The organism is Haloarcula quadrata (assembly GCF_003634715.1).
In the GTDB taxonomy this organism is placed as follows: Archaea; Halobacteriota; Halobacteria; order Halobacteriales; family Haloarculaceae; genus Haloarcula; species Haloarcula marismortui.
On record NZ_RBWW01000006.1, the window covers coordinates 12,717 to 38,672 of the forward strand.

24 protein-coding genes, 1 pseudogene and 1 CRISPR repeat array are annotated in these 25,956 nt (G+C 55.1%); of the genes and pseudogenes, 19 read left to right on the plus strand and 6 right to left on the minus strand.

Going from position 1 to position 25,956, the window contains the following annotated elements:
* From cas5b to BDK61_RS22880, 6 genes are all read left to right on the plus strand, one after another.
* Positions 1–798, plus strand: coding sequence for a type I-B CRISPR-associated protein Cas5b (cas5b, locus tag BDK61_RS22855; RefSeq protein WP_121304970.1), 798 nt, complete (start codon positions 1–3; stop codon positions 796–798).
* On the plus strand, positions 798–3,419 hold the full coding sequence (locus BDK61_RS22860; protein ID WP_121304972.1) for a CRISPR-associated endonuclease Cas3'': 2,622 nt from the start codon (positions 798–800) through the stop codon (positions 3,417–3,419). Before cas5b ends, BDK61_RS22860 begins: the two co-directional genes overlap by 1 nt.
* A complete protein-coding gene (cas4, locus tag BDK61_RS22865) occupies positions 3,416–3,964 on the plus strand; it encodes a CRISPR-associated protein Cas4 (RefSeq protein WP_121304974.1) in 549 nt (182 codons plus the stop codon). Before BDK61_RS22860 ends, cas4 begins: the two co-directional genes overlap by 4 nt.
* Positions 3,965–3,966: 2 nt before the next feature.
* Positions 3,967–4,962: a type I-B CRISPR-associated endonuclease Cas1b gene (gene cas1b, locus BDK61_RS22870; protein WP_121304976.1), complete on the plus strand. Its 996-nt coding sequence runs from the start codon at positions 3,967–3,969 to the stop codon at positions 4,960–4,962.
* Between the two features lies 1 nt (position 4,963).
* Positions 4,964–5,224 carry a CRISPR-associated endonuclease Cas2 gene (cas2, locus tag BDK61_RS22875; RefSeq protein WP_121304978.1) on the plus strand — a complete coding sequence of 87 codons (261 nt, stop codon included), beginning with the start codon at positions 4,964–4,966 and terminating at the stop codon, positions 5,222–5,224.
* Between the two features lie 105 nt (positions 5,225–5,329).
* Positions 5,330–8,120: direct repeats of the CRISPR family, unit length 30 nt; unit sequence GTTTCAGACGAACCCTCGTGGGGTTGAAGC.
* Positions 8,121–8,212: 92 nt separating this feature from the next.
* On the plus strand, positions 8,213–9,019 hold the full coding sequence (locus tag BDK61_RS22880) for a recombinase family protein (RefSeq protein ID WP_121304980.1): 807 nt from the start codon (positions 8,213–8,215) through the stop codon (positions 9,017–9,019).
* Positions 9,020–9,176: 157 nt separating this feature from the next.
* Here the strand turns inward: BDK61_RS22880 and BDK61_RS22885 are convergent, their stop codons facing one another.
* Positions 9,177–10,451 (minus strand): IS4-like element ISHma1 family transposase, encoded by a 1,275-nt coding sequence (locus BDK61_RS22885; RefSeq protein WP_121302325.1) that lies wholly within the window; start codon positions 10,449–10,451, stop codon positions 9,177–9,179.
* 112 nt (positions 10,452–10,563) lie between these two features.
* Between BDK61_RS22885 and BDK61_RS22890 the strand changes: the two genes are divergently transcribed.
* From BDK61_RS22890 to BDK61_RS22910, 5 genes are all read left to right on the plus strand, one after another.
* A complete protein-coding gene (locus BDK61_RS22890; protein WP_121304982.1) occupies positions 10,564–12,954 on the plus strand; it encodes a GAF domain-containing protein in 2,391 nt (796 codons plus the stop codon).
* Positions 12,955–13,113: 159 nt separating this feature from the next.
* A complete protein-coding gene (locus BDK61_RS22895; protein WP_121304984.1) occupies positions 13,114–13,473 on the plus strand; it encodes a hypothetical protein in 360 nt (119 codons plus the stop codon).
* 62 nt (positions 13,474–13,535) lie between these two features.
* Positions 13,536–14,945 carry a DEAD/DEAH box helicase family protein gene (locus BDK61_RS22900; protein WP_121304985.1) on the plus strand — a complete coding sequence of 470 codons (1,410 nt, stop codon included), beginning with the start codon at positions 13,536–13,538 and terminating at the stop codon, positions 14,943–14,945.
* Positions 14,932–16,284, plus strand: coding sequence for a DUF790 family protein (locus BDK61_RS22905; RefSeq protein WP_121304987.1), 1,353 nt, complete (start codon positions 14,932–14,934; stop codon positions 16,282–16,284). Before BDK61_RS22900 ends, BDK61_RS22905 begins: the two co-directional genes overlap by 14 nt.
* Positions 16,285–16,634: 350 nt before the next feature.
* Positions 16,635–17,216 (plus strand): ParB N-terminal domain-containing protein, encoded by a 582-nt coding sequence (locus BDK61_RS22910; protein WP_121304989.1) that lies wholly within the window; start codon positions 16,635–16,637, stop codon positions 17,214–17,216.
* 102 nt (positions 17,217–17,318) lie between these two features.
* Here BDK61_RS22910 and BDK61_RS24445 read toward each other — a convergent pair whose 3' ends face one another.
* Complete coding sequence (locus BDK61_RS24445; RefSeq protein WP_121304991.1) at positions 17,319–17,765, minus strand: hypothetical protein; 447 nt, start codon at positions 17,763–17,765, stop codon at positions 17,319–17,321.
* Positions 17,766–18,293, minus strand: a complete 528-nt coding sequence (locus tag BDK61_RS22920; protein ID WP_121304993.1) for a winged helix-turn-helix domain-containing protein — start codon at positions 18,291–18,293, stop codon at positions 17,766–17,768.
* 254 nt (positions 18,294–18,547) lie between these two features.
* On the opposite strand from BDK61_RS22920, the gene BDK61_RS22925 reads away from it, so the two are divergent.
* The 4 genes from BDK61_RS22925 to BDK61_RS22940 all read left to right on the plus strand — a co-directional run bounded on the left by BDK61_RS22925 (position 18,548) and on the right by BDK61_RS22940 (position 21,547).
* Complete coding sequence (locus tag BDK61_RS22925) at positions 18,548–19,396, plus strand: ParA family protein (RefSeq protein ID WP_121304995.1); 849 nt, start codon at positions 18,548–18,550, stop codon at positions 19,394–19,396.
* A complete protein-coding gene (locus BDK61_RS22930; protein ID WP_121304997.1) occupies positions 19,393–19,785 on the plus strand; it encodes a hypothetical protein in 393 nt (130 codons plus the stop codon). The genes BDK61_RS22925 and BDK61_RS22930 overlap by 4 nt, the downstream gene beginning before the upstream one ends.
* Positions 19,786–20,083: 298 nt before the next feature.
* Complete coding sequence (locus tag BDK61_RS22935; protein ID WP_121304999.1) at positions 20,084–21,130, plus strand: PAS domain-containing sensor histidine kinase; 1,047 nt, start codon at positions 20,084–20,086, stop codon at positions 21,128–21,130.
* A 213-nt stretch (positions 21,131–21,343) separates the two neighbouring features.
* Positions 21,344–21,547: a hypothetical protein gene (locus tag BDK61_RS22940; RefSeq protein WP_121305001.1), complete on the plus strand. Its 204-nt coding sequence runs from the start codon at positions 21,344–21,346 to the stop codon at positions 21,545–21,547.
* Between the two features lie 2 nt (positions 21,548–21,549).
* Here the strand turns inward: BDK61_RS22940 and BDK61_RS22945 are convergent, their stop codons facing one another.
* Together BDK61_RS22945 and BDK61_RS22950 are read right to left on the minus strand one after the other, a co-directional pair.
* Positions 21,550–22,263: an RPA family protein gene (locus BDK61_RS22945; protein WP_208644718.1), complete on the minus strand. Its 714-nt coding sequence runs from the start codon at positions 22,261–22,263 to the stop codon at positions 21,550–21,552.
* 21 nt (positions 22,264–22,284) lie between these two features.
* A complete protein-coding gene (locus BDK61_RS22950) occupies positions 22,285–23,223 on the minus strand; it encodes a replication factor A (RefSeq protein WP_121305005.1) in 939 nt (312 codons plus the stop codon).
* 277 nt (positions 23,224–23,500) lie between these two features.
* Between BDK61_RS22950 and BDK61_RS22955 the strand changes: the two genes are divergently transcribed.
* From BDK61_RS22955 to BDK61_RS22965, 3 genes are all read left to right on the plus strand, one after another.
* Positions 23,501–23,785, plus strand: a complete 285-nt coding sequence (locus BDK61_RS22955; RefSeq protein ID WP_121305007.1) for a helix-turn-helix transcriptional regulator — start codon at positions 23,501–23,503, stop codon at positions 23,783–23,785.
* A 264-nt stretch (positions 23,786–24,049) separates the two neighbouring features.
* A complete protein-coding gene (locus BDK61_RS22960; RefSeq protein WP_121305009.1) occupies positions 24,050–24,406 on the plus strand; it encodes a MarR family transcriptional regulator in 357 nt (118 codons plus the stop codon).
* Between the two features lies 1 nt (position 24,407).
* Positions 24,408–24,737: a type II toxin-antitoxin system PemK/MazF family toxin gene (locus tag BDK61_RS22965; protein WP_121305011.1), complete on the plus strand. Its 330-nt coding sequence runs from the start codon at positions 24,408–24,410 to the stop codon at positions 24,735–24,737.
* Positions 24,738–24,836: 99 nt separating this feature from the next.
* Here the strand turns inward: BDK61_RS22965 and BDK61_RS22970 are convergent.
* A pseudogene (locus tag BDK61_RS22970) lies at positions 24,837–25,127 on the minus strand (tyrosine-type recombinase/integrase); the annotation flags it as partial.
* Between the two features lie 45 nt (positions 25,128–25,172).
* Here BDK61_RS22970 and BDK61_RS22975 point away from each other — a divergent pair.
* Positions 25,173–25,956 (plus strand): ISH3 family transposase (locus tag BDK61_RS22975; RefSeq protein WP_121305013.1); only part of this gene is annotated, 784 nt, incomplete at its 3' end.

Sequence of the window (25,956 nt, forward strand, 5' to 3'; positions counted from 1 at the left end):
ATGGGACAGCAATCGCTGGGCGAGTGGGCGACCGAGGGTGAGGGTTCTCATCCGGATCGTTGTCTCTCGTTTACCGTCCGCGGGCCGTGGGGGCACTTCCGCCGGATAGAGGGCAATATCGTCAAACAAACGTACCGGATCATCCCACGGACGACCGTCGCTGGCCTGCTTGCCGCCGTTGTCGGTATCGAACGGGACGGCTACTACGACCTGTTTGCCCCCGACGAGTCGGAAGTCGCCATCGAACCGGTTTGCGAGATCCGGACGATCAATATGCCGATGAACACGCTGTCGACGGCGAGTGGGGACCTCCAGTCGCTCAACGGACGGGGGAAGATTAGCGTGAAAATCCCTGATCCGACCGCACTCCGGCAACAGCACAACTACGAGGTACTGGTCGAACCAGCTTATCGCATCGATATCTCACTGGCAGATGCGGAGTGGTATACCACGCTTCGAGAGACGCTCGAAGCCGGGAAATCACACTACGTCCCGAGCCTCGGCCTCTCTGAGCATCTCGCGGAGATCGACTACCACGGGGAGTTCGATGTCGACGCCGGACCACAGGGCGAGCAGGTCGCAGTCGATTCGGCGGTCCCGAACGCGGTCGACGACGTTGTTCTCGAAGCGGGCACACGCTGTCAAATCGAAGAATCACCGGCGTTCATGAAAGCAGACTCCGGTGGCCGGACGACAACCGGGTTCACGACGTACACTTACAATCCGGACGCAGATCCGCTGACGGTGACCGATATCGAAACGGCCAGTGTTGACGGTCGCAACGTGGTATTCGTTTAATGTCGGTTCGATACTCTCACCCACCCGAAAACGGCCATGACGGCGTCGAATTGCTCGACCATCTTGAAGACGTCGCCCGACGTGTCCGAGAGATCGTTTCCATCGATGCTGAAACTCCCAGCGATGAGCCGCTCCGGGATGTCGTCGAAACACTCGCGTACGTCCACGACTTTGGTAAGGCGACGACGTTCTTCCAGGAGTATGTACGTCACTCGACCGAGCCGGAGTACAAGAAGTACCGGTATCATGCACCAGTCGGCTCGTTTGCGGCCTACTATGCGCTTGACGCCCAGGGATTTGACACCGAGACCTGTCTGGCGGGCTTCGTTGCGGTCGCCAAACACCACGGTCGACTTCCGGATGTGATAACATACATCCACGACCGTTCGTACCGCCGAGAGAACGTCTCACCTGGTTCATTCAACAGTGCCGAACAGCAGCAGACAGCAATCGCAAAGCAGTTGACGGATATCGAGAACCACGTTCCGGAACTCGCGGCCGAACTGTTCGACGAGGCGACCGGCGGGGCTGGCTCGTGGGAGTCGTTTCGAACGTCGTTTACCGATGGGCTGCTTGACGAGATCGCGTCTGCCGTCGAAACGGTCGGGAGCGGTGCAACGGTCAGCCGAGACTCGTTGTCTGACTCCTGTTACGGACTAGTTCTCGAATGCTGGGGGTCGCTTGTCCTCGCGGATAAGACGAGTGCTGCAAGCCGGAGCGAGGCTACAGAAACCGATCACTCGTCCTACGAAGCGAGGCAACCTGCCCTGCAGGTGTTGGACGAATACGTCGAGGACCTCGAAGCATCTGCGTCTGCCGATCCGGATGGAACCCGTTCCGAGCGGTTGAATTACCATCGCTCCCGTGCGCGGTCGACCATCGTTGAAAATGCGGCGACCTTCGCCGAGAACGGTGGCGGTATTGCGACGCTCACGCTCCCAACGGGAATGGGCAAAACACTCTCGGGGTTGTCGGCCGCGGAGATGATTCGTGACGAACTCGGTGGTGAGCGGGTGATTTACGCGCTTCCGTTTACGAGTATCATCGACCAGGTCCTCGATGAGCTTGAAGCAATCTACGAGACCGATTCCTTGGGTCGGCTGCTCACCGCCCATCATCACCTCTCGGAGACGACGATCCTAGATGAAGACGATATCGGTGCAGATGAAGCGGATAGAAACGACGATGTTGCCGGAATGCTTGCCGAAGCTTGGCGGGCGGGATTGACGATAACGACGTTCGTCCAACTGTTTGAAAGTCTTGCCGGACCGGCGAACACGCAGTCGATGAAGATTCCTGCTCTCCGTGACAGTGTAGTAATCCTTGACGAGCCACAGAGCCTCCCGCTCGACTGGTGGAAGCTCGTTCCACGCCTCATCGAGATGTTGACCGAGCAGTACGGCGTGACGGTGATTGCCATGACTGCTACACAACCACGACTGTTCGACGAGGCGACGGAGCTAGTCGACGATCCGAGGACGTACTTCGAGGCGACATCGCGTGTTCAGTACGAACTTGATCCATCGGCCGAACGGTATATCGACGCTCAAGAGGGGCCGAAATCCTACGTCGAAGCCGCCACCAAGCTTCACGATACCGTCGGAGCCGGTGAGTCGACACTCGCTGTCTGCAACACAATTGACAGTGCGAGAGCCCTGTTCGATCAGGTTACTGATTTCGAGGAGCCACTCCTAAGCGTCAGTGAGATCTATGCAGACGCACTCGAAACCGTCGAGACGACAGCTGAAATCGACACAGCCGAACTGGCCTCCGAAATCACGGGGCGTGGAGACCAATCAGTACTCCACCTGTCGACGCGACTCCGGCCAGTAGATCGTCTCAAACTAATCGAAACGGCAAAGGAACTCACACAACATGGGCATGGACTGCTGACGGTCTCGACACAGCTCGTTGAGGCCGGTGTCGACATCAGTTTTGACCGAGTCTATCGCGATCTGGCACCGATTGACAGCATCGTGCAGGCGGCCGGACGCTGTAATCGGTCGTTTGAGCGGGACCGAGGCCACGTCACTGTCTGGTGGCTCGACGTTCCTGACGAACAGGACAAGACACCAGCAGAGGCGGTGTACAATCGCGGTGCGACGCTGCTTCCGGCAGCGGCTGAAACCCTCGATTCCGTTCGAAATGAGGGATCTGTACTGTCAGAAACGGCTGTTGCTCGAACAGCAGTCCAACGGTATTACGAGACACTTCACGATGAGAAAGACGTCGGCAAAGCGACCTACGCGGAGTATGTCGACGACGCCAGAGGGGATGAACTGGCAGAGTTGTCGCTTATCGACCAGCGAAACGCTGTCGACATCGTTATTTGTCGAACCAATACCGAACGAACGCGTGTCGAGAATATCAAAGAAGCATGGCGGAATTACGAGTTCGACCGCGTTCGTCAGCTCATGGATGAATTAAAACAGACGAGGGTATCGGTCCCAATTTATCGAGCGGACTCGGAGAAAGCCGATAAGCTCGGACAGCTAAACCGGATTCACGAGGAGACAGATGTTCGGTGGCTCGACGTTCGGGAACACGGTCTCGGACAATATTTCGACGAGAGCACCGGGTTCGTAATTCCAGATAGTACTGCTGAGAGGCGGATACTATGACCGACGCTGACCCAGTCGACCGCCTGCTTGCTACGGCTCGCGGCGAGCCAGTCGACGAGCCGTTCCGCGTCACGGGTGTCATGATGCAATACTACCATGTCTGCAAGCGCGAACTCTGGTTCGAAAGCCGAAACCTCGAAATCGACCGCGAGAACGCCACTGTCGTCCGTGGCACTCGCGTCGACGAGACGGCCTACAGCGACAAACGGGAGAACCTCAACCTCGGAATGATCTCACTCGACCTGTTAGACGACGGCCGCGTCGTCGAGGTGAAACCCTCCTCGACGTTGACCGAACCGGCTGAAATGCAGCTGTCGTACTACCTCTGGTATCTCGACCGAGTAGCCGATATCCAGCGTGATGGCGTCTTGGCACATCCCCGAGAACGAAAGCGGGAGCCTGTCGACCTCACCGACGAACGGAGGGAGAAAGTCGAAACAGCGGTCCGCGGGATTCACGACATCGTCGAACAGGCCTCCCCGCCTCCGGCGGAAGAAAAACCGTTCTGTGACTCGTGTGCGTATCACGACTTTTGTTGGTGTTAACAATGGATCGGAACTACCACGTCTTTTCTGACGGTCGACTCGAACGTAGCGACGACACGCTTAGACTCGTTCCCGAGGATGGGGACGATAAAAAGTACATACCAATCGAGAACGCCGAGGCGTTCTTCCTGCACGGCCAGATCGACTTCAACACTCGATTGATGTCGTTCCTCAACGACCGAACGGTCGCACTCCACGTTTTCGGCTGGGAGGATTACTACTCGGGGTCGGTGATGCCGAAACGCGGACAAACTTCTGGGAAGACCGTCGTTAATCAGGTCCGGGCCTACGAAGACAGTCAGCACAGGCGCCAGCTCGCCGCGGCGATTGTGCGGGGCAGCATCCACAATATGCGGACGAACGCGGTCTACTACAACGGTCGCGATCACGATCTCGACGACGTAATTGAGGATCTGGAAGCTGCGGCCGCACGCGTTGATGAGGAGCTGCCGGTTGATGAGTTACTAGGAACTGAGGCCACCGCGAAAAAAGCGTACTACCGGAGCTTCAATGAAATCCTCCCGAGGGAGTTCCAGCTGACTCAGCGTGAGTACAACCCACCGCCCAACGAGATTAACAGCCTCATTTCCTTCGGCAATTCGCTGGTCTATGCGAACTGCGTCTCGGCGATTCGTGCTACAGCACTCGATCCGACGATCAGCTACCTACACGAACCGGGCGAACGGCGGTACTCGCTGTCGCTTGATCTCGCTGATCTATTCAAACCCGTTCTTGCCGACCGTGTTCTGTTCCGGTTGGTAAACCGAAACCAGATTTCGGAAACCGATTTCGAGACGGAACTCGGCTCGTGTCTCTTGAACGAATCCGGACGGAAGACGTATACAAAGGAGTTCGAAGAGACACTTGAGCGGACTGTCGAACACCCGGCGCTGAACCGGAAGGTTAGCTACCAGTACCTAATGCGGCTCGAAGCTTACAAGCTCAAGAAACACCTACTTACCGGCGAAGAATACGACCCGTTCCAACGGTGGTGGTAGAATGTATGTAGTAATGGTCTATGACTTGGAAGCTGACCGAACACAGAAAGCCCTCAAAATCGGTCGGCGGTATCTGACTCACGTACAGAACTCAGTTCTTGAAGGTGAGATTTCTGAGGGCGATCTCTCTAAGCTCAAAAACGAGATTGATGATCTACTGAAACCAAGTGAATCAACAATCATCTACGAGCTGTCTTCTGATACACTGCTCAATCGGACAGTCTACGGCGACGACCCAACTGAGGATCAGCGGTTTCTATAGTCGGTTTCCGTCGACCCCCCGGGGGGAAGCACCCTATTGATGGTCGACGGAAGGTATTTACTGTGACCCGCCGCTAGAAGCCTTATGGCCCGTATATCGGGCATGGTTTCAGACGAACCCTCGTGGGGTTGAAGCTTTTTCGAGGAGTCGTCGTCGTCCTCGGTACTGATGTTTCAGACGAACCCTCGTGGGGTTGAAGCCGACGACCGGAGCGCGGTGTCGCCCTCGATCGTGGTTTCAGACGAACCCTCGTGGGGTTGAAGCTTCTCTGCGATTTCCCCACAGTGAGGAGGGGTTATTAGTTTCAGACGAACCCTCGTGGGGTTGAAGCCCACCAACGATGTATCCGACTCCGGCGGTCGCAGCTGTTTCAGACGAACCCTCGTGGGGTTGAAGCTCGCCGAAGGCGTCGTCGTTGCGTATCTCAACGTAGGTTTCAGACGAACCCTCGTGGGGTTGAAGCATCGTTGTAGTCGCCCCTCCACTTCGTCGCCCACCTTGTTTCAGACGAACCCTCGTGGGGTTGAAGCCTCGCGGTCACGCAAGAGTGTCGTACACCGGCATCCGTTTCAGACGAACCCTCGTGGGGTTGAAGCCGCCGTAGCAACGATGTCTTTCCACCCCGCCAGGACGTTTCAGACGAACCCTCGTGGGGTTGAAGCCATCGAGAGGCCCACAAACACGGCGTGGACAGCGAGTTTCAGACGAACCCTCGTGGGGTTGAAGCGGGTCGTGTCGTCGGTTGCCGAACTTGCGGAGTCGCGTTTCAGACGAACCCTCGTGGGGTTGAAGCCGACAGGCCGGGCTTGAACTCGAAGTGATAGGAGCGGTTTCAGACGAACCCTCGTGGGGTTGAAGCGCTCGGCCGTGGCGTCGGGGAACTCCGTCGCCCCCTCGTTTCAGACGAACCCTCGTGGGGTTGAAGCCACCCACACGGGTCACGGTAGATAGTCCCGTCGGTTTCAGACGAACCCTCGTGGGGTTGAAGCCCAGCCCAGCACCTTCGGACGGCGTCGACGGGGTCGTGTTTCAGACGAACCCTCGTGGGGTTGAAGCCTGCGGTGGCTGTTTGAGTTGTACCTTCCGCTGGTCGTTTCAGACGAACCCTCGTGGGGTTGAAGCGAGCGTGTCGTTTCCGACAAGCCGGGCTTGAACTCGAGTTTCAGACGAACCCTCGTGGGGTTGAAGCAATCGTCAATGCCGCATCGGCAATTGACTCCGGTTCGTTTCAGACGAACCCTCGTGGGGTTGAAGCAACGCGATCTACTGCGACGAACCAGCGCACTATGATAGTTTCAGACGAACCCTCGTGGGGTTGAAGCGTCGTGGCCCTCCTCGTTTAGCATCGTGTCCATGCAGTTTCAGACGAACCCTCGTGGGGTTGAAGCCACAGGCGGACCGGGGCGCAATGCTCGGACACCTCGTTTCAGACGAACCCTCGTGGGGTTGAAGCACTCTCACTAATAGAGTAGCGTCGGCGGGCCCGGTCGTTTCAGACGAACCCTCGTGGGGTTGAAGCTCGACAAACGCGACAAACGGACTTGCGCGGACGAAATAGTTTCAGACGAACCCTCGTGGGGTTGAAGCGATCCACGCGCGCTCCTCCTCGGTCAGGTCGGCCACGTTTCAGACGAACCCTCGTGGGGTTGAAGCGAGTCACATACGACCGTGGCTTCGGGTCGGAACCGGTTTCAGACGAACCCTCGTGGGGTTGAAGCTACTCTTGAGCTACAGGTGTACCTGTGGGCACGTTTCAGACGAACCCTCGTGGGGTTGAAGCGGTCACATCGCCCTCGCTCTTGGAGTTGCGATTCAGGTTTCAGACGAACCCTCGTGGGGTTGAAGCTCGCCGAAGGCGTCGTCGTTGCGTATCTCAACGTAGTGTTTCAGACGAACCCTCGTGGGGTTGAAGCGATACTGAACTCACTGTAGTCGATCTCCTCGAAGGGTTTCAGACGAACCCTCGTGGGGTTGAAGCGGCCGGCAGGGCGTCACTCGGGAGATGTGGCCCTGCGTTTCAGACGAACCCTCGTGGGGTTGAAGCTTCGACTGGTGCGCCCTCCCGATAGAACTCATCGAGTTTCAGACGAACCCTCGTGGGGTTGAAGCTCGTACCCATCTCGCGGCGGAACAACAACCAACGGTTTCAGACGAACCCTCGTGGGGTTGAAGCCTGTTCCGGAGCTGCCACCTCCGGGTTGTCAATGAGTTTCAGACGAACCCTCGTGGGGTTGAAGCCCAAGACAATGGTCCGGCCGGATAGCTGGACAATCCAGTTTCAGACGAACCCTCGTGGGGTTGAAGCCTTGCCCAACTCTGGGATATCGTAATTGAACCACTGTTTCAGACGAACCCTCGTGGGGTTGAAGCCGGCCGCGTCCCGTACTGATACCAGTCGATATAGTGCGTTTCAGACGAACCCTCGTGGGGTTGAAGCTGCTGTAGAGAGTGTAAGCACCAATATCAGTCTGGGTTTCAGACGAACCCTCGTGGGGTTGAAGCCGACCCGACGCTGTTCGCTATTGAAGATGTGTCACCCGGTTTCAGACGAACCCTCGTGGGGTTGAAGCCGCTGGGACCCATGCGTCACGTTCGTTTTTAACCCGGTTTCAGACGAACCCTCGTGGGGTTGAAGCGTCCGACAGCCGAACGCGACGGACCCACTCGAACGGTTTCAGACGAACCCTCGTGGGGTTGAAGCGTCCGACAGCCGAACGCGACGGACCCACTCGAACGGTTTCAGACGAACCCTCGTGGGGTTGAAGCGTCCGACAGCCGAACGCGACGGACCCACTCGAACGGTTTCAGACGAACCCTCGTGGGGTTGAAGCGTCCGACAGCCGAACGCGACGGACCCACTCGAACGGTTTCAGACGAACTTTTGGGAGGTTGAAACTGCGTCATTGCTCTTGCCGTCCAAAGGTAGTGCTTTCTACGGTCCCGCGAAAAGGTGTACAGTTTATATATTCAGCCCCCGCCGCAAGAAGTATGCCTGAAATCGGGATCTACGCCCGTGTCTCAACAACAGACCAAGACCCACAGCGACAGCTTGACGAACTGCGTACATTCGCTCAAGACACATATGACGACCCAGAAATTCACGAGTATGCAGACATCATCAGTGGGACCGAGACTGACCGCGGAGACGAGTACCAGCGGCTTCGCGGGGATATCGAAGATGGGCACTTGGACACTATCGTTGTCCACGAACTCTCGCGACTTTCCAGACTCGGTGCCGGCGAGATCCATGAATTCCTCGAATTCTGCCTTAGCCACGAAACAGGCATACGGGACTTGGAAGTGGGACTGGAAATCAGCCTCGAAGATGACCTCGTCGACAGAGCGGTGAGCCAGCTTATTGCTGGAGTAATGGGCGACCTCGCGCGTGTCGAGCACAAACAGAAGCTCCGGCGGATTCAATCCGGTATCGACGCTGCGAAAGCCGCTGGCCGATGGACTGGGCGGCCCCCAGCTGGGTTCGATATCGAAGATGGCTATCTTCGGGTCAACGCCGACGAGTTCCTGACTGTTCGACGAGCGCTCGAGCGCGTCGAGCAAGGCTACACCTATCCCGAAGCCGCTGATGGAACCCCAGTCGCTGAGTCAACGCTCCGGTCCCTCTACGACGACCGGCGTGATCTCTACTTCTATGGTGAGGCTACCGATGACCGGCTTCAAGCCGCTGTACAACAACTAAATCCGCTTGAGGAACCTGATATCCCCAGTGAGACAACCCTTCCAGAGCAAGAGATCCGCACTATCGTTCGCGACGAGATTCGCCGCCACCAGCAATAGGCATCAGACCGATAGCAAACAGTCCCACGCATCCGCTAACTTAACCACCGAATAGTGTCGTGTTTATATCATATATTTTCGTCTCAGGCTACATCTGAAGCAACATACTAGTAGTCTGCATCCGATTTGACCCTATGGATGATGCATTCGTCTTTAGCTAAGACTCACACCTCGGTTGTGTAGCGGTAGCGAGTGTCTCCTGTAAGATCGGCCGTTGCTGATGAATCTTCTGAGCGTCTTCGATTAGCCGCTCCAACAACGGCGGTGGCGAGTAACCGAGGTACTCGCCGAGTTTGTGGAGGATGAGCTGGGCGTGCGACCGGAAGGTCGCCGCCCAGCGTTCCGGCGGAAACACGATCTCATCGTCGGCCTGCTCGGTGACCAGATCCAACAACTCCCGGCTCACCAGCAGTGACAGCAACGCAGCGTATAGTAGAATTTTCACGACATCAGGGTTGTTCGTGTCGAATTCGTCCAGTTCATACTGCGTCTTCAACTCACGGAACAGAGTTTCTACTTCCCATCGACACCGGTACAGCGTCGCTAGATCTGACGGCAGGAACTCCTCTCTCGGCAGATTCGTTATGTAGAGATGGTAGTCGTCGGCGTCCTCGTTGCGGACGCCGACGACGCGGAACCGCTTCGTATCCAGTGACCGCGTTCCCTCGTACTGCCCTCGCTTGAATTCCGCTTCGACCTCTACGTCGATGTACTTCCGCGAGAGGTCATCGACCACATCGTGGATCTGCTTGCCCTCCAAGGGAATGGCGCGGCCGCGCCATTCCCGTAATTCCGCCGTTATCACCGGATTCGCGTTCTGCTTCAGCCGACTCACGAAGTAGCCATCGTTCTCGTCGATCAACGCGAAACGGCGGTACTTGAAGTACGCTCGATCGAACAGAACTAGCCGTCCTTGTAGCCACGAACCTGTGTTGAACAGCGTGCTGTCGTGCGTTTTCTCGTCCGTTACGTCGATCCGTTCAATTGTCTGGTCGGTGGCGTTGTGGAGCAGGTGGAGCTTCGCTCCAGCCTGCTCCTCGTGACGGGCTTGGAACTCATCAGAGAGGAATTCGTGCAACCGCAACACTGTTCCATCAGCGATCATCACGTCCCTGAATCGGTCGATATCAGCGTCAAAAGCGTCTGGAACAGCGACCTCGTCGAGGCCGCGCTCGACGAGGTCGCGGAGATACTCTGCCAGCGTCGGTGTCAACCGGTGATAGAAGCCGCCAGAAGAGATCGGTTCGTCAGCTGTGGCGTTGTAGCAGCGCCTGAACCCAGCGAGTGTTCGGCTCTCGCCTGCGGCGAAGCCGAACACGAGCGCCCACACGAGGACAGGAATCTGAAGCTTGCCTTCTCGCTCGACCACGCCGAGTTCCTCGGCGTGCTCTTCGAGGAACTCAGAGGGAAAAAGCGTAGTGAGCCGACGCATGATTCTCGTTGAGGAGCGAGGGTTGTGCACAGACTTCTCCTCCTCATTCCTCTCGAAAAATAGCCTCGATAAGCCGTCGCTGTCACGCGGTTCTCATCTTAGCTAAAGACGGATGATGGATGATGTTGTTCAGGTGTTACACGTTGAACGAGACTTGGAGTTCGCACGTAGAACAGCTGAACAACTTGAGCAAGTAAACAGTCAGCTACAGGTCACGACTGTTCTTGGATCGGGCTCTGCATTCCAGGCGCTCAGTAATGATGAATACGACTGCATCGTTTCAGAGTATCGACTCCCAAATGGTACAGGGCTTGAACTTTTTGACCAGATTCAGCGTAACTACCCTAATCTCCCATTTATACTGTTTACTGAGCACGGGAGTGAGTCAATTGCCGGTGACGCTGTTACTGCGGGTATCTCTGACTATCTTCAGAAGTCGGAAGCCGACGACGACTATGAATTACTAGCAGATAGTATCAGTAACGCTGTCACAGCCAACGAAACTGTGATTGAGGCAACTCGGGAGCGCCGCCGGTTCGAACAGGTACTGAAGACTGTCCCGAGTTGTGTAGTTCAACTCAATCGGGACGGACAATTTGTTTTTGCAAACGACAGGGCCGAGACCGTCTTGGGGTTAAGACAGGCAGAACTAGAGGAGCGTGCGTATAACGATCCTGAATGGGATATCAAAGACCTTGACGGGAACCCGATCCCTGATAATGAATTACCGTTCGCGCGTGTCTTATATGACGGTGAACAAGTGCGGGACCGGCACACAATCAGGTGGCCCGATGGGAAGAAGCGTGTACTCGCTGTGAACGGTGCACCAGTCATGAATGAAGGGTCCGTGGAGAGTGTTGTTTGCTCGCTCACAGACATCACCGATCGCCACCGACGCGAGCGCCGCCTTGAGAAGCTTCACGAAGCGACTCACGAGTTGTACGATGCTGAAACGAAACAAGAAGTCGCACAGATCACCAGCGACACAGCAGACGCTATTCTTGATTTTGAATTGAACGGTGTCCATTTCTACGATGAACAGGCAGGTGGGCTGAAACCCGTAGCAGTGTCAGACCGAACACAGCGCGTTACTGATGAGTTAGTGACCTTTGATCACGGGATTGCTTGGGAAACGTTTCAGTCTGGTAAAATCAGACAATACGACGACATCCACACCGCTGATAATATATACAATCCTGAAACGGAATTCCGAAGCGGATTGTATTTCCCGCTTGGGGAACACGGTATTCTACTCGCGAATTCAACCCAGCGTGGCGATTTCGATGATACTGATGTCTCGTTAGGGCAACTCCTTGCGGAAAATGCAAAGAGTGCACTCGATCGTGTCGAACGAGAGCGGCGGCTTGCGCTTCTCCAAGAGCGAACAAGTGCTCTAATGCAAACTACGACCACGGCTAAGACGGTTGATCTTACTGTTGATGCCGCAGCTGAGATCCTTGGAACGAGTCTCTCTGGGTTTATTCAGGAAGACGAGCGCGAAGAAGTCTTACGCCCCCTCTCTACGACTGACGCACTCGCAGCGGAATTTAGCACGTACGATGGCTTCGTATATGACACAGATGGTGACCCCATCAGTAGCTTTCTGTGGGATGTGTACAATTCGGGCACACCAGAATATGTGGGTGACGCGAGCGAGCACCCAGCGCTCCCATCAGATACCCCAGCCCGCAGTGCGTTGTTGTATCCACTGGAGTCGTACGGACTCCTCGTGTTCGCAGCTAAAGCGCCAGACGCGTTTGACAGGACAGATAAGCGATTCGGCTGGATTCTTGCTTCGACACTTGAGACAGCGTTGGAGCGTGTCGACCGAGAAAGACTCCTCCGTGACCAGACACAGAAGCTTACGAGACAGAACCAGCAGCTTGAGGAGTTCGCACAGACTGTCACACATGATCTCCGGAATCCACTGCAGGTCCTACGAGGGACACTTGATGGCGTTCGCAAAACGACTGATGCCAATCATCTTGACCGGGGCTATAGGGCACTTGACCGGATGGAGACACTCATTGATGATGTGCTCATGCTCGCCCAAGAGGGACAACTAATCGACGACACAGAGATGGTTTCGCTTGCATCACTCGCTGATGACTGCTGGGACGTTCTGGAGACCGCTGATGCTGAACTGATGATAAATGACGATATGGAGTTTGAGGCTGACTCAGGACGCGTCCGCCAACTTCTTGAGAATCTCTTTGCCAATGCAGTGACTCACGCTGGTACAGACGTGACCGTCACAGTTGGTACACTTACAAATGGATTCTTCGTTAGTGACGACGGATCAGGGATCGATCCAGTAGAGCGTAACCAGATTTTCACTGACGGCTATACAAGCACAAGAAGCGGTACCGGATTCGGACTCTCAATCGTCAAGCAGATTGCTGACGCCCATGACTGGGATGCCACCATAGCAGAGAGCCCCAGTGGCGGAGCACAGATTGAGTTTACTGGTCTCGATGTGGCGTCGACCCAGACAGACAATTAAAATGCCTCTCCCGCGTTCTGTAAGTCGTGTATTTCTGACAGCATCCTTCTTATCAAGCCTGTCCGGTTCGATTCCGTCAGGACGGCGGTCTGTTGTCATTACTTGTCCTAACACCAACTGGGGCGTAATGTTTGTGTCACAGAATGACGACAATCACGCATGGCCGAGACATATGCTCTCAGCATCCACGTTGAATCCTACGAGTTCAGCGGAGAATTCTATCTGGTTGGCGACAGATACGACACAGGTGGAGAAGTGCTGAAACACGTAGCAACAAACCATATCCTGGCGATGAAGCAACGCCCACACGCCGCCGAGTACCTTCTTGAAACGCTTCAAGAGGGCGAAAACGTGAGCAAGTCCGAGTACGAGCAGGCAGAACCAGACGTCTCCTGTGGACTCCACTTCGATGTTGACCACCAGCAGTTTCGATTCTGGGTCGGCGACTACTCCGTCGACATTGGACGGCAGCCGACAAAGAGCGACCTTCGCTCAATCGCTGACGACATCCCAATGTAGTCCTCCCTGTTGGTGTGTTACCCCAGCAAGGACAAGTATCCCACCTGCATAGAGAGAGGTGAATGCGTCTCTCATTCGATGATGGCACGCTTTTGTTTGAAGACGCGCCTGAGGCTGTGCCGTATGCCGAATGGGACGACCGCGTCGACGAGTATCGGGCGCAGGCACAGCACTATCGTCCTATCCGAAAGTGGGCAACCGAGTCCGATGGACAAGTGACTCTCGAAGAATCCACAGCGACTGTTGATGAGATAGAGGACGACGCTCGTGCCTACTCAGACTTCTATCTCACACCGTCTGTCGCTATCGAACCACGGGAGTACCAGCAAGACGCTCTCTCGGCGTGGCAGGACAATGGCCGACAGGGGAGTGTTATTCTTCCGACAGGGAGTGGGAAAACGTTCCTCGCTGTCCAAGCCATTGCAGACGCGGGCGTGAGTACGCTCGTGGTTGTGCCAACCATCGACCTGATGAACCAGTGGCACGCGACTCTCACCAACGCTTTCGGTGACCAGCTCCCAGACGGCGTGGGCGTTCTCGGTGGTGGCAGCCATAATATAGCGGACATCACGGTGACAACCTACGACTCTGCCTACCGCTATATCAACGAGTATGGCGATCAGTTCGGGCTTCTCGTTGTAGACGAGGTACACCACCTACCAGCGCCGACATATCAGCAGATCCCCGAGATGACGATTGCACCGTATCGACTCGGACTCACAGCTACGTACGAGCGTGCCGATGGAGCACACGAAGAATTAGAGGACTTGCTTGGAACGGTTGTCTATCGAGAGGCGGTTGATGAACTTGCTGGGGAGTATCTCAGCGAATATGAGACCATTCATCTCCAAGTCGAACTCACAGACGAGGAACGGACAACGTACGACGAGGAGTACCAGATATACCGTGACTACGTGGACAGCCACGATTTCGAGCTCTGGAAGGAGAACGGATATCAGGAATTCCTCAAACGAACGTCGTATGACCCGCAGGGACGACGGGCGCTCATTGCCAAGCAACGGGCGGAAAACATCGCCCGTACTGCTGCAAAGAAACTGGATACGCTCGACAATCTGCTGAAGCGACACTACAACGACCGAACTATTATTTTCACCGCCAACAACGAGTTCGCGTACGAGATCTCCCAAGAGTTCGTCGTGCCCTGCATCACCCATCAAACTGAGACTGACGAACGGACAGAGATATTGGAGCGGTTTCGGACGGGTGAGTACTCGATGTTGGCTACGTCACAGGTACTGGACGAAGGAATTGACGTTCCCTCTGCGAATGTCGGAATCATTCTCTCTGGAAGTGCCTCAAAACGGCAGTATGCCCAACGGCTAGGTCGGATTCTCCGACCGACGGACGACAGGCAACCCGCCCGTCTCTACGAGATTATTGCTGAAGACACGGTGGAAACATATGTCTCTGAGCAGCGACGACAGGGGGTGACAGCGAATGCTGACAGCTAATCTTGCACGTTCACGGACACGCGAGGACACTATCACGCCGCTGTTCATTGACGCCAGCGAGCAGCAGTACCAAGAGACGGCTGAGGAACTCATTCAGATTTTTGAGGCCCATCTCGGTGAACCGAAAGGTGATCTGGAGGACACTATTGACCAACTCACCATCGCAGATACGGACTACAAGGTCGTCCAAGGACTGGCGAAACTGCTGAAAGATGAGTGTGAGTTCGAGACGGTTGCTCCAGTTGAGCCACATGAGATTCGTCAGCGATTGTTCGAGAAGGCAAATGAGTCGTATCCGATTGTTCGCCAGCCCACTCTCGGTGAGGACACGCAGAAGTTAGAAGTGTACAGTTCCGTTGCTGATGCGCTGGGTATCACACTCGAAGAGTGTCATCAAGGGATGTACGCCGACTTGGAGGAACACAAACGACTTGTTCGGTTTGGACACCGTGTTTCCGATGAATGCCAAGATGCGGCGGAGTCCTCAACCACGACTCAACTGACGGGTGATAGTGAGGAATCATATGCAGCGGATACAATTACGCCTGACTGGCTTCTCACTCGCTATAATCTCGCGTTAGCACAGGCTGTCCTCTACGATGCGACCGAGATGCGAGTGCGAGTCTGGGACTCGTTTGCGACGGTATTCAGTTACGTGAAGTTGTTCGGGTTGATGCACCGTATCTATCCAATCGACAGCAACGGCAATCGCGTGGGGAGTACCGATGCAGCAGACGGATACGAAGCTATCTTAGATGGGGCGGCGTCCCTCTTTTCGAAATCGCGGAAGTATGGGATACGGATGGCGAACTTTCTGCCAGCACTGCCGTTATGTGATCGGTGGGAGATGGAGGCCGACATTCTGGATGATGGGGGTGGATCGACGACTCTAACGCTTTCATTTGCGCTTGATGACACTGACGACCTGTCTTCACACTACGCTGCGCAGAGCGACTTCGACTCTGATGTGGAACGGACACTTGCACAGAAGTGGGAGCGCGCGAACACGGATTGGGAACTCATACGAGAGGATGACGTGCTGGACTTAGGTGCGGAGGTTATGCTCCCAGACTTCGCCATCGAACATCCGGATGGCCGGCGAGTTATATTCGAGATCGTTGGCTTCTGGACACCGGAGTATCTTGCTGAGAAGTTGGCGAAGATACGCGAGGCAAACCGAGATAATCTCATTGTCGCTGTGTCTGAGCGATTAGACTGTTCGTCTGAGGATTTCGACGGGATGGACGACCGCGTGCTATGGTTCAAATCGGGGATTCACGTCTATGATGTCGTGGAGTTGGCTGAGGAATATGCCATTGAGGCTTTCTCGGCTGAGTAGGTCGGTCTGTCTCGCTTTTCGGCGCTTCCTTGCAGGTTCTTCAACGAGTTCCCGTATGATTACCCGCACGGCGTGGAACGCTCTCTCAGTTCGACGTTCAGTCTCAGCGAATCGTCCTCCTGACGACCGGGCCGCGTGGTAACCACCGGCCAGAAACGGATCTCCAAGCAGTTGCAACGCTGTCGCGTCAGCGGAGTCGTCGGCGCCGACGAGTTCTGTCGGGTCCAACGAGAAGGTGGGTAGTCTATATATCCAGTCGCCGCCACAAAAAGTATGCTTCTAAGCGGACTGTGCAGTGATGTGAACCGACTTCTGAGCTACTCCGGGAAGAACACCTAGCCACTCCAAGAATGACCAACAACCCGTTTCATGACTCGATGGACAGGGCCTTACAGGGCAAGTACGCCCGTGTTGTCACCGAGGGGCGAACCTACGAGGGATGGGTCGAACGTGTCCACCACAGCCGAGGCAGTGTCGTAATGCACACTGTGACCGTCGACGACACAGAGGAACTCGGCAGTGTCTTCATCCGCACGCCAGATATCGTTGAGGTCATCAAACCACAGAAACGGGTCGAATGGTGGGATGTCAACGAACTCCAGCCGTTCCCCGACCACGATCTCGATTTCGAACCGAAGGATAGCATAATCCGGTCTTGCTACCGCAACCAGTACGCCAAGAGCTTCCCCGTCGTACGAGAGGATGGGACGATCATCAACGGCCACAAACGCATCAAGGCCGCTCGTGTCGCTGGTCTCGATCACCATCCCGTCGAAGTCATTGATGTGACCGACGACCAAGCCGCCGAGTTGTTCGCCGTGGCGCACCGGAGTCAACTCAACAACACCTCCGACGACGCGAACGAACCCAAAGATGGCCCAGAAGACGAGGAACACGACAGTTCTGACGACGCCAACAGTGAAAGTGACTGAACTGCAGCAGGTGCGGTCTAAGATGTCATGGAACAGTTCATCACGTAGTTTGTTTCAGAACTTTTGAGTTAGAACTATCTTCTCAGTACGCCTGCAAGCTGCTCAATTCTCCCAGAGCGTTTGGATACGTCCCTCAATAGCATCAAGAACCGTAGAGTAGACATCTAGCGGATGGCGTGATGACAGTGACAAGTCGGTGGCTTCCACTGCGGTTGGTGGTTCATGGAAGTGCAGCCGTGCGTTGTGTGGATTGGGATGACAATCCCAGCGACACTCCCATCGGCTATCATCCTCGTATGTTTCGACGTAGTGGAACGAGAAATCTCCGGTCGTGAACCAGCGAATATCGAGTCGAGCCGCTACAACGGTCTCAGGATACTGCCCCACGTCGACTAAGGCCTGAAGCAGGCGAGGTTCGTAGCTGTCGGGGTCGAATTTCGTCTCGACAATGAGTGTCTCAGTTCGAAGATGCCGGGCCAAGAGTTGTAGCGTCTGTCGGTCGGGTGGACCAGGCGACCCTGAATTCGGAGTAGTTGGGTCTGGCCCCATCTATGCCGAGATTAGGTGCCCATCGTTCTCTGCGAGCTGATGGGCGAGTTCGTACAGTCGAATATCCCGAATGACACTGCGCCACTCACTGACTGCAGTCATCCGGTCATGAATAGCCTCGTGGCTGTCGTGGTCGTAGACGTTCACAGCAGTTGGATCGGTAGCGCCAAATTCATCTTCATAGTCGGCCCGTTCTTCTTCAAGCTCACTGACTCGGTTGATGATCTCTTTGACAGTCAGTTCGTCGGCAATCCGGCTGGCATCTTGCCATTCTAGATACCCCTCGTTGCGTTCGTACTGCACGGGTCGGCCGTCACGGTTTACGCTGATAATGCCCATTTTGGCCAGTCGATCAAGATGCTTTTTGGCAGCGTTCGGAGAACAATCTGCAACGTCTGCAATCTCGGCAGCGGGGGTGGGTGATGTAATCCCCATAGCGACATCGTAGACACGACTAAATGTATCCTCCCCCTGCTGCCACCGTGGTTCGGTGGCTGTTGACTCTGGTGCCGGATCAAACTCCGTCATAAGTATTGGTAGGATACGAAGCGCAATATATCTTTGCGAAAAGTCAAATATATGCGTTTCTCTTTTGGGGACTCTGGAGGCATAAGAACGGTAAGTTGGTCAAGCAGTAGGCACGCTGTACTGACCAGTTCGAAGATGGGAAGACCGGGTATGAGAACCGGTGTATGACACCCCCGCAGTCAATTTAAACTATCACATGGACGCCGTGTGTCTGACGCACCTTTACGTATGCGTATACGAATACGTTAGCGTATATGCCAGACTCAGCACTGAGAGCGGCCACATTCCTCGATAAGGGGGGCGTCGGAAAGACGACTGCAACAGCCCACATAGGCGTTGCACTTGACCGTCACGGATACGATGTTCTCCTGCTCGACCTCGCCGGGAAGCAGGGCGACCTTGCCAAACACTTCGGGCTCTGGGAAGACGTCCAAGCCGGCGAGGACCGCTGGCCGAATATTACAACCGTCTTTCAGGACCAGTGGGAGAAAATCGCTGAGAAGCTCCCCACACCCGTTGACGATCTTATCATGCCAACTGGAGAGGGGCCAGACCTCATTCCCGCACACGAGAGTCTCGATGGTCTTGATGCGACGCTTGGCAACATCGACGATGCAGCGGAGCGATACAGTCGACTCGATGAATTTCTCACCGAAGATGTGGCTGATGACTACGACGTAATTCTACTGGATTTGCCGGGCAGCACGTCGAATATCGCGTATAACGGTTTATGGGCGGCTGGCCATGTAGTTGCTCCTGTCCGTCCTGGACCATTCGAAGCTGGGCAAGCAGAGCAGTTGCGCCAGGATCTGGAGACGATTCGTAATGAGCAAGGCGTCTCAATCGAGCTCGTGATGGTGCTGCTAAACGAGGTTGATGAGCGGACGAAGGCGGGGAAAACCTATCTCGAAGAGTTCCAGACTGAGTATCCAGATTCGCTTGCGCCGACACAGATTCCATCGTCGCAAGATGTGCAGAACGCACAGATGAACGGCGGGACGCTCTTTGCGCTGGAGCGACGCTCAAAGACAGCAGACCGGGCCATCGAGGCATACGAAACCGATGCAGAGGTCCTCGTAGATCGACTGGGGGCCGAGGAATGACCGAAACTGATGACGAATTGGAGGAGTTGCGAGAACAGACTGACGTAGGAACGCGGGCGGAAGCAGAGACCACTGATGACGAGACAAACGAACTGGAGGATGCTATCGTCACGTTGCTCGGTGAGGTGGAGAGTGGTGACGTGTCGAAAACGCTCTCAGTTCGTGATGAACAGCTTGCTGCACTCATTCGAGGACTCGAAGAAACTGATAGTCTCGCGGACGTCGGCACGCCCCTGAAAGAGGAACTCGGCCGTGATGACGACAAAGACGTGACCGACCGGAGCGAGTTACTCCGCCTCGCCGTACGGCTTGGGCTTCAACAGGCAGCACCGGAGGTAGTTGAGACAGCTCGAGACGCTAACGCACGTCACGCCAGCGAGCAGTTCTGATATTCGTATACGTATCTGTATTCGTATTCGTATACGGATTATATCTTTACTGTTAGCCTCAGCTTTGCACATTGACGCATTGATATCCAGATATCAAAGGGCACAAGAAGCGTTCTACGCGGGATTCACGAAACAACTCACCGGGAGCAAGAAGCCATTGGGGTGGTGAATGGGGCCTCAACGGTGTTTGATCTCCGTACCACACGTAGAATTTTTGATGATCCGGACTGTGTCGGTCAGTACAGACTATATATGTCTCATAGGAACAATGATACCGCTTAATTAGACATGAGTAACTATGGTCTCTCAGGGACCCACTCGGCTCCCGAAGCAGTTTGAACAACTCCGTATCGGGATTGCACTGTTTGACCCTGAGTCGGGGACGATCGTTGACGCCAACGAGAGTCTGGAGTCAATGTTCGGGTACTCTATAGAAGCTCTCCGTAAGATGAACGTTGAAGAATACAGTGCAAATACGTATGCGTTTTCCAGAGACGATGTCGTTCAACAGATCCAACTGGCAGTCAATGGTCAGCCCCAGCGTTTCAAGTGGCGGATTAAACGACAGGACGGGAGGCTAATCTGGACCCAGATTGATCTCTCACGACTTATCATTGATGGGGAACCATTCGCCCTCGCCGAAATACGGGATATTACCGAATACACAAACACTAGCCGCAGGGTAAGCTTACTCTCCCGTATTATGCGTCATAACCTCCGGAACGACTTGACTGTCATCGCTGGGCGGGCACAACAAATACAGTCAGAGGTCGATAGCGATCGCATCAGCAAACACACAGAGAAAATTGAAGAGAAGACGAACGATATCGATCGGATAACGGACTCTGTGAGAGAGATCGAACGTGCGACAACGCCAGCCCAAACCAAACGGGTCCGCAGGAATACCTTCGATGCCGTCACGGAGACTGTTGAAAAATTATCTGATAAGTACCCCACCGCAAAGCTCACTGTTGAGAAACAGACCGAGATGTGGTTCAGTATTGATTCGGCATTCAATCAGGCACTGAGGCACGCTATTGAGAATGGCATCGTCCACAGCAACAGTACAGCCCCATCAGTCACAATAACTATCGGCGAATCACCGAACACCGGTCGGGTCGAAATCAGTATCAGTGATTCGTGTCCCCCTATCCCAGATATTGAGCTGAATGCGCTCGATGAATCGATAGAAAATACGGATGTTTCCCATGGCACCGGCGTGGGACTGTTTGTCATGAAGTGGTGTGTCGAATCCCTTGGTGGCGAAATTACATTTGACTGTACTAATTCTGGTAATACTGTCTCTTTCTATTTCCCTCCAGAAGCAAGTCCGTCAGACCAGTAACTACCGCTACGTACGGCGAGTATGCCGCTGGCGTAGACGCTCTAGCGATCAGCTCTTTTTGCTCAGTTGCGCCCATATACTGTACACTGGGTTCGAATCAGAGTTGACTGCTACTATCTCCGAAATCAATGCATAGGTAGCCGGCGAGTGAAATTGTATTAATCACATATGAGGCGTAATCGACCACCTGGATCGTTAGGAGCTGTCTATGATATGCTGTACGAGGAAATCGAGCCCGGAGAGAGCATCGAGGTTGATACCGCCGTGACCAAAGTGCGTGAGACCGAGCGGTCAGTCGGTACCGCCGAGCACGTAATTGGACGACTGGTTGACCGTGGCTACCTGTACAAGGTTGACGGACAGCTGTATATTACCGAGCATCGGGATGGCTCCCAAGACTCAAAAAGCGAGCAGTAACCTTACGAGTTGAGGTCAGTCGTATCGAAGTCGCCGATGTCGCCACCCGACTGTGACGTACTGTCTTCGTCTGCTGAGACCTCCGTGGCACTACCGAATGCGTCCTCTGCTGTGGATGGTGTCACGCCACCGGTTTGATCCTGCGAGGTCGGGGCAATTTCGGCGTCGTCGGTGAGTTCCTCAAGCGCCTGGATCACGGTTTGTCGGTACTGGTCGGCATCGGTGTCATACTCTTCACGAGCCATGGCGGCGTACTCGTTGGTATCGTCGTCGAAGCGTTGGATTCGCTCAAGAGTTCGCTTCGCTGTTTCTGTCACCCAGCGATTGCGGGTGTCTGCATCAACAACGGTCAGGTGTTCTGGTCGCAGCGAGACGTTGGTGTCGCCGTCGTCGGTTTCGTAGGTTCGGGGCTTGCCAACGAGCGCAACGAAGACAGGCGGGTCAACCTCTCGTAGCATTGCGGCTGCTTCGGGCTGGTACTGCCCAGCATAGGTAAAGAACGTCCCTGTGGGCCCGACAATTCGGCCCTGCCAGTATTCATCATCGCTGCCGACATCGTCGGTTTCGGTCAGGGTGCCGACGACAAACACACGGTTTGCTTTCGCGCCTGTCGGGAGCAGGGCATAGACGGGTGCGCGGTCATCATCTGACTCCCGGAAGGTGTAGCCTGCATCGTTGAATTCCCCAGCGAAGGCTCGCTGTGCGAGTTCACGCATCGGGGCTTGTCCTTGGCTCATTTAGATCGACCTCGCAGTGATGAGGAGTTGTTCTGGATCATGCATTTCGGCGAGTTGCTCGAACTCGTTGACGAGCAAATACCGGCCCAGTTCAGGGCCTTGAACGCGATAGTACCGCCCAAGCGTCACCTCACGTATCTCGTCGGCGACGACGCTTGTATCTAAAGCGTCCATGGCCATCTCTTGTGCTTGAGACAGCGTAATATCGGCGACCTGCTCAGTCGCATCTCTGTCGAAGATGACTTCCTGGACTGTATCGCCGTTGTCAATCACGCCCTTGATGCGGAGGTCGAACTCGCCTTCACCCTCGCCGTGTTCACTGCATCGCCCGTTTTGGAGGACACGTGTGCAGTCGTCTTCGGGGCAGCGTTTGATCAGCCCGCTACCTGACTGGATATCGACGAGCGCCCCTTCAGCGTCGGTGGTGTCGTCGCCGACTTCGATATCCTGGTCGAGTGCTTCGATGGTGGTGGTGCGATTGAGTTTGACCGAATACTGGCCCTGATACTCATCAGTGACGACGTTTCCAAGACGGTAGACTTGGCCTTCAGTGAGTGCTTCGAGGTCGGACTTGGCCCACTTGGTGAACTTGATCGTCCCGGTTTCATCACCGAGGAGACCAACCTGGGCAATCGAGTCACTGCGGGGCTCCCAGAGGTCAGCGACTTTCGCGGTAATGTCGACCCACTGTTCGGCTTCGGTAATTTCTTCGATATCTACCTGTTCGTTGCCGTCCTCACTGCTGACATCGTCACGATCAACATCGCTGTCGGACAGATAGGTACTCACGACACTGCGTCGAGCTTCGGCGAGCGGGACTCTGTAGTCGTCGACAAGTGTGGTGAGCCGTTCCTCAATGTCGTCGAGGGAGGCATCAACTGATTCTGGTAACTGGTCGTGGATGTCTTGGGCTTCTTGTTGTATATCAGAGTTGCTCATAGTGTTCTCCGTCTCGTTTGCGATGGGAGACGGCTGGCGGTACGCTTGGCGTGGTCTAAAACCCATGCAAATCGTGGTGAAAGTGAAGCTGCGCCACTCCGACTGTCCCGTGTCAATCACTGGACAGTGGCCGACTGGTTTCAGATGTGAGTCGTCTGGCTTCCGCGTATGTACACACGTTCTTCTCTGCCGGGGGTGGGCCTTGTGCTCTCTCTGATGAGCGTAGTACAGTAGGTTCACTGGGATTAACGATACCAGGCTGGTAGTTAGCGGTGAAATGCACGATCTAACCGGTTTCCAACGTGACCTGCTCCATATAGTACATGGGCTATCCGAGCCTCATGGCCTGGCGATCAAAGAAGAGATAGATGAGTACTATCAGCAAGATATCCATCACGGGAGGCTATACCCAAATCTGGACACGCTTGTTGAGAAAGGACTCGTCGAAAAAAGAGAGAAAGACGGACGAACAAACATCTATGAAACTACACACCGTGGCGAACGCGAGCTTACTGCTCGGAGTGAGTGGGAGAGCCAGCACGTAACAAACCAGCTTTCCTGACAGTTTGTATCAGGGGCAGCATCGTAGTTCACGCAGTAGCTATTTTTCAGCCCTGAGTGGTTGAATACGCTGTTCGATAAGTGTGCGAATTGACCGCTGCGAGTCCTATCAATTTCAGATGCTATTCAGAGCGCGTATGCATCACTGCCTGTATAGCGAGAATAGAGGATATAGATCGGCCGAAACAGATTTCCATCACGAGCGTATTTTGACGGCAATAATTTTATGACGTTCTCAGACAAATACTGACATAGACAGACACAAATGCCAATCAGAATCGATTCCAGTGGAGGGGACACGCCGCCCGTTAAACCGGGCACGAACGCCCACAAACTGCTCACGGTGTTGCTTGACCATCCTGACATGGGGTTCAGCCCGAAGGAACTGACGGAACTGACCGATGTTCCGCATTCCAGCGTCCACAAGACCCTCTCCCGACTCCAAGAGAAGGGCCTCGTTCGGAAGGTCGATTCCTACTGGGCGGTTGCCGGGGACGTCGCAGCCTCGGAGATTGCGAACGCTGTGAGCCTCCAGCAAATCGAGGCCGAGTATGGTGACGACGCCTACGGCGACGATGACGAGTGGGCCGGCGAAGCGCCTGATTTAGGAGAAAACGCGTAGGATGGCCTACGCACAAGGCAGTGTCGTCCTCGCGCCAGCAACGTTCAAAAGCGGGGTCCGGCCGTACCTCGTCGTCTCGAACCGGAACCGACCGTTCTTCGGCGATCGGTATACGGTTGCAGTCATCACGTCGACCGAGCGGGAGACGGCAGTTGAATTGACGGCCGATTCGCTCACGGAAGGCGAACTGAAGACGTATCCGAGTTACGTGAGTCCGTGGTCGCTGCACGTTTTTCCCCACCAAGAGATCACCAAGCGTGTGGCGCAAGTCGACGACTCAACCATGACTATCATCGCAGACAGTATACACGAACTGACCCGAGTACTGTGATGAATCGATTCTCTGTACTGACCACTGCATAGTACCGCTTGCAGCAGGGTTCTCATCGACCAATCAGAATTGCGCGCTTGAAGTCGCCATTGCCCTCAGTCAAAGCTTGATCTCAGCAAAAGCTTGGTCGATAATCTCCTCACTCGGTGCGTTCAGATATGGCTCGATGGCGGCGAAACTGTCCCAACCACCGACAGCCATCACCACGCGAGGATTCATTTGCTCGTCGACGAGGAGTCGCTGGGCATACCGGCGCCGGAGGTCATGTGTACTCACTTTCTCGAAATCGTCCTTGCCGGTCGCTTGTGCTGCACGGTTGGCGGTACGCCTGACAACCGCGCGAACGCCGGGTTGAGTCAGATCGATGAATGGGTCGTTGGGAGCGATGTTCAGTCGATCACATCGGGTTAGAGTAAGCGTCTGCTTGGAGAGGATGTGCAGTCAACCCAAGCAGACAGCGAGATAGAGGAAGAGCACCTGCTTAATTTTGTCGTCAACAGTCTCGAAGAGGAGCTCACGGTAGACCTCGACGAGAACGTAGAGGTCACGACAGAGACATTGTGCGAGGTCCTCGCCGGCGCCAGCGCCGGCGGGACCTCAATCAACCACGTCTGCGAAACGACTGACGACTCACCGCACGCCAATACCGTGCGTGGACATCTTACCGATCAGTTTGAGCTTGATTCGGTTGAGGCGGTTGGAGACACACTGTTACAACGAGATGCGCTTGCGACACTGCCAGATCGACCGGTGGAGGTCTGCGCAGACCTCCACCTCGATCCCTACTACGGTGATGAGGACGAAACTGAGGCTCTGTACTCCTCACAGGCCAAGCGTGGAACAACGACGTTTCACGCCTATGCGACGCTCTACGTGCGCGTACGCAACAAGCGGTACACGCTGGCGGTTCGCCAGCTCGTCGCTGGCGAAACCACCAGCGATGTCCTCGCCGAGTTCCTGGAACTCCTTGACGGCCTTGACCTCGGCGTCAAGGCCGTCTACCTTGATCGGGGTTTCTACAACAGCACCTGTCTCAAGCTGCTGTACGCGCACAATTACGCCTATGTGATGCCGATCGTCAAGTGGGGTGAGACGATTCAAAACAAACTCAGCGAAGGCTGGAGCCGCGAGATCGAACACGATCTCGCTGGCGAGGTGGAGTTCCCTGTGTTCATCGACTGCGTGTACCAGCAGGGACGGTACGACGAACACGGGGTGG

What these genes read in the sequence shown, in the direction of transcription:
- cas5b (WP_121304970.1), top strand. Translation starts at nt 1, where the DNA reads ATGGGACAGCAATCGCTGGGCGAGTGGGCGACCGAGGGTGAGGGTTCT.
- BDK61_RS22860 (WP_121304972.1), top strand. Translation starts at nt 798, where the DNA reads ATGTCGGTTCGATACTCTCACCCACCCGAAAACGGCCATGACGGCGTC.
- cas4 (WP_121304974.1), top strand. Translation starts at nt 3,416, where the DNA reads ATGACCGACGCTGACCCAGTCGACCGCCTGCTTGCTACGGCTCGCGGC.
- cas1b (WP_121304976.1), top strand. Translation starts at nt 3,967, where the DNA reads ATGGATCGGAACTACCACGTCTTTTCTGACGGTCGACTCGAACGTAGC.
- cas2 (WP_121304978.1), top strand. Translation starts at nt 4,964, where the DNA reads ATGTATGTAGTAATGGTCTATGACTTGGAAGCTGACCGAACACAGAAA.
- BDK61_RS22880 (WP_121304980.1), top strand. Translation starts at nt 8,213, where the DNA reads ATGCCTGAAATCGGGATCTACGCCCGTGTCTCAACAACAGACCAAGAC.
- BDK61_RS22885 (WP_121302325.1), bottom strand. Translation starts at nt 10,451, where the DNA reads ATGCGTCGGCTCACTACGCTTTTTCCCTCTGAGTTCCTCGAAGAGCAC.
- BDK61_RS22890 (WP_121304982.1), top strand. Translation starts at nt 10,564, where the DNA reads ATGATGGATGATGTTGTTCAGGTGTTACACGTTGAACGAGACTTGGAG.
- BDK61_RS22895 (WP_121304984.1), top strand. Translation starts at nt 13,114, where the DNA reads ATGGCCGAGACATATGCTCTCAGCATCCACGTTGAATCCTACGAGTTC.
- BDK61_RS22900 (WP_121304985.1), top strand. Translation starts at nt 13,536, where the DNA reads ATGCGTCTCTCATTCGATGATGGCACGCTTTTGTTTGAAGACGCGCCT.
- BDK61_RS22905 (WP_121304987.1), top strand. Translation starts at nt 14,932, where the DNA reads ATGCTGACAGCTAATCTTGCACGTTCACGGACACGCGAGGACACTATC.
- BDK61_RS22910 (WP_121304989.1), top strand. Translation starts at nt 16,635, where the DNA reads ATGACCAACAACCCGTTTCATGACTCGATGGACAGGGCCTTACAGGGC.
- BDK61_RS24445 (WP_121304991.1), bottom strand. Translation starts at nt 17,765, where the DNA reads ATGGGGCCAGACCCAACTACTCCGAATTCAGGGTCGCCTGGTCCACCC.
- BDK61_RS22920 (WP_121304993.1), bottom strand. Translation starts at nt 18,293, where the DNA reads ATGACGGAGTTTGATCCGGCACCAGAGTCAACAGCCACCGAACCACGG.
- BDK61_RS22925 (WP_121304995.1), top strand. Translation starts at nt 18,548, where the DNA reads ATGCCAGACTCAGCACTGAGAGCGGCCACATTCCTCGATAAGGGGGGC.
- BDK61_RS22930 (WP_121304997.1), top strand. Translation starts at nt 19,393, where the DNA reads ATGACCGAAACTGATGACGAATTGGAGGAGTTGCGAGAACAGACTGAC.
- BDK61_RS22935 (WP_121304999.1), top strand. Translation starts at nt 20,084, where the DNA reads ATGGTCTCTCAGGGACCCACTCGGCTCCCGAAGCAGTTTGAACAACTC.
- BDK61_RS22940 (WP_121305001.1), top strand. Translation starts at nt 21,344, where the DNA reads ATGCTGTACGAGGAAATCGAGCCCGGAGAGAGCATCGAGGTTGATACC.
- BDK61_RS22945 (WP_208644718.1), bottom strand. Translation starts at nt 22,263, where the DNA reads ATGCGTGAACTCGCACAGCGAGCCTTCGCTGGGGAATTCAACGATGCA.
- BDK61_RS22950 (WP_121305005.1), bottom strand. Translation starts at nt 23,223, where the DNA reads ATGAGCAACTCTGATATACAACAAGAAGCCCAAGACATCCACGACCAG.
- BDK61_RS22955 (WP_121305007.1), top strand. Translation starts at nt 23,501, where the DNA reads ATGCACGATCTAACCGGTTTCCAACGTGACCTGCTCCATATAGTACAT.
- BDK61_RS22960 (WP_121305009.1), top strand. Translation starts at nt 24,050, where the DNA reads ATGCCAATCAGAATCGATTCCAGTGGAGGGGACACGCCGCCCGTTAAA.
- BDK61_RS22965 (WP_121305011.1), top strand. Translation starts at nt 24,408, where the DNA reads ATGGCCTACGCACAAGGCAGTGTCGTCCTCGCGCCAGCAACGTTCAAA.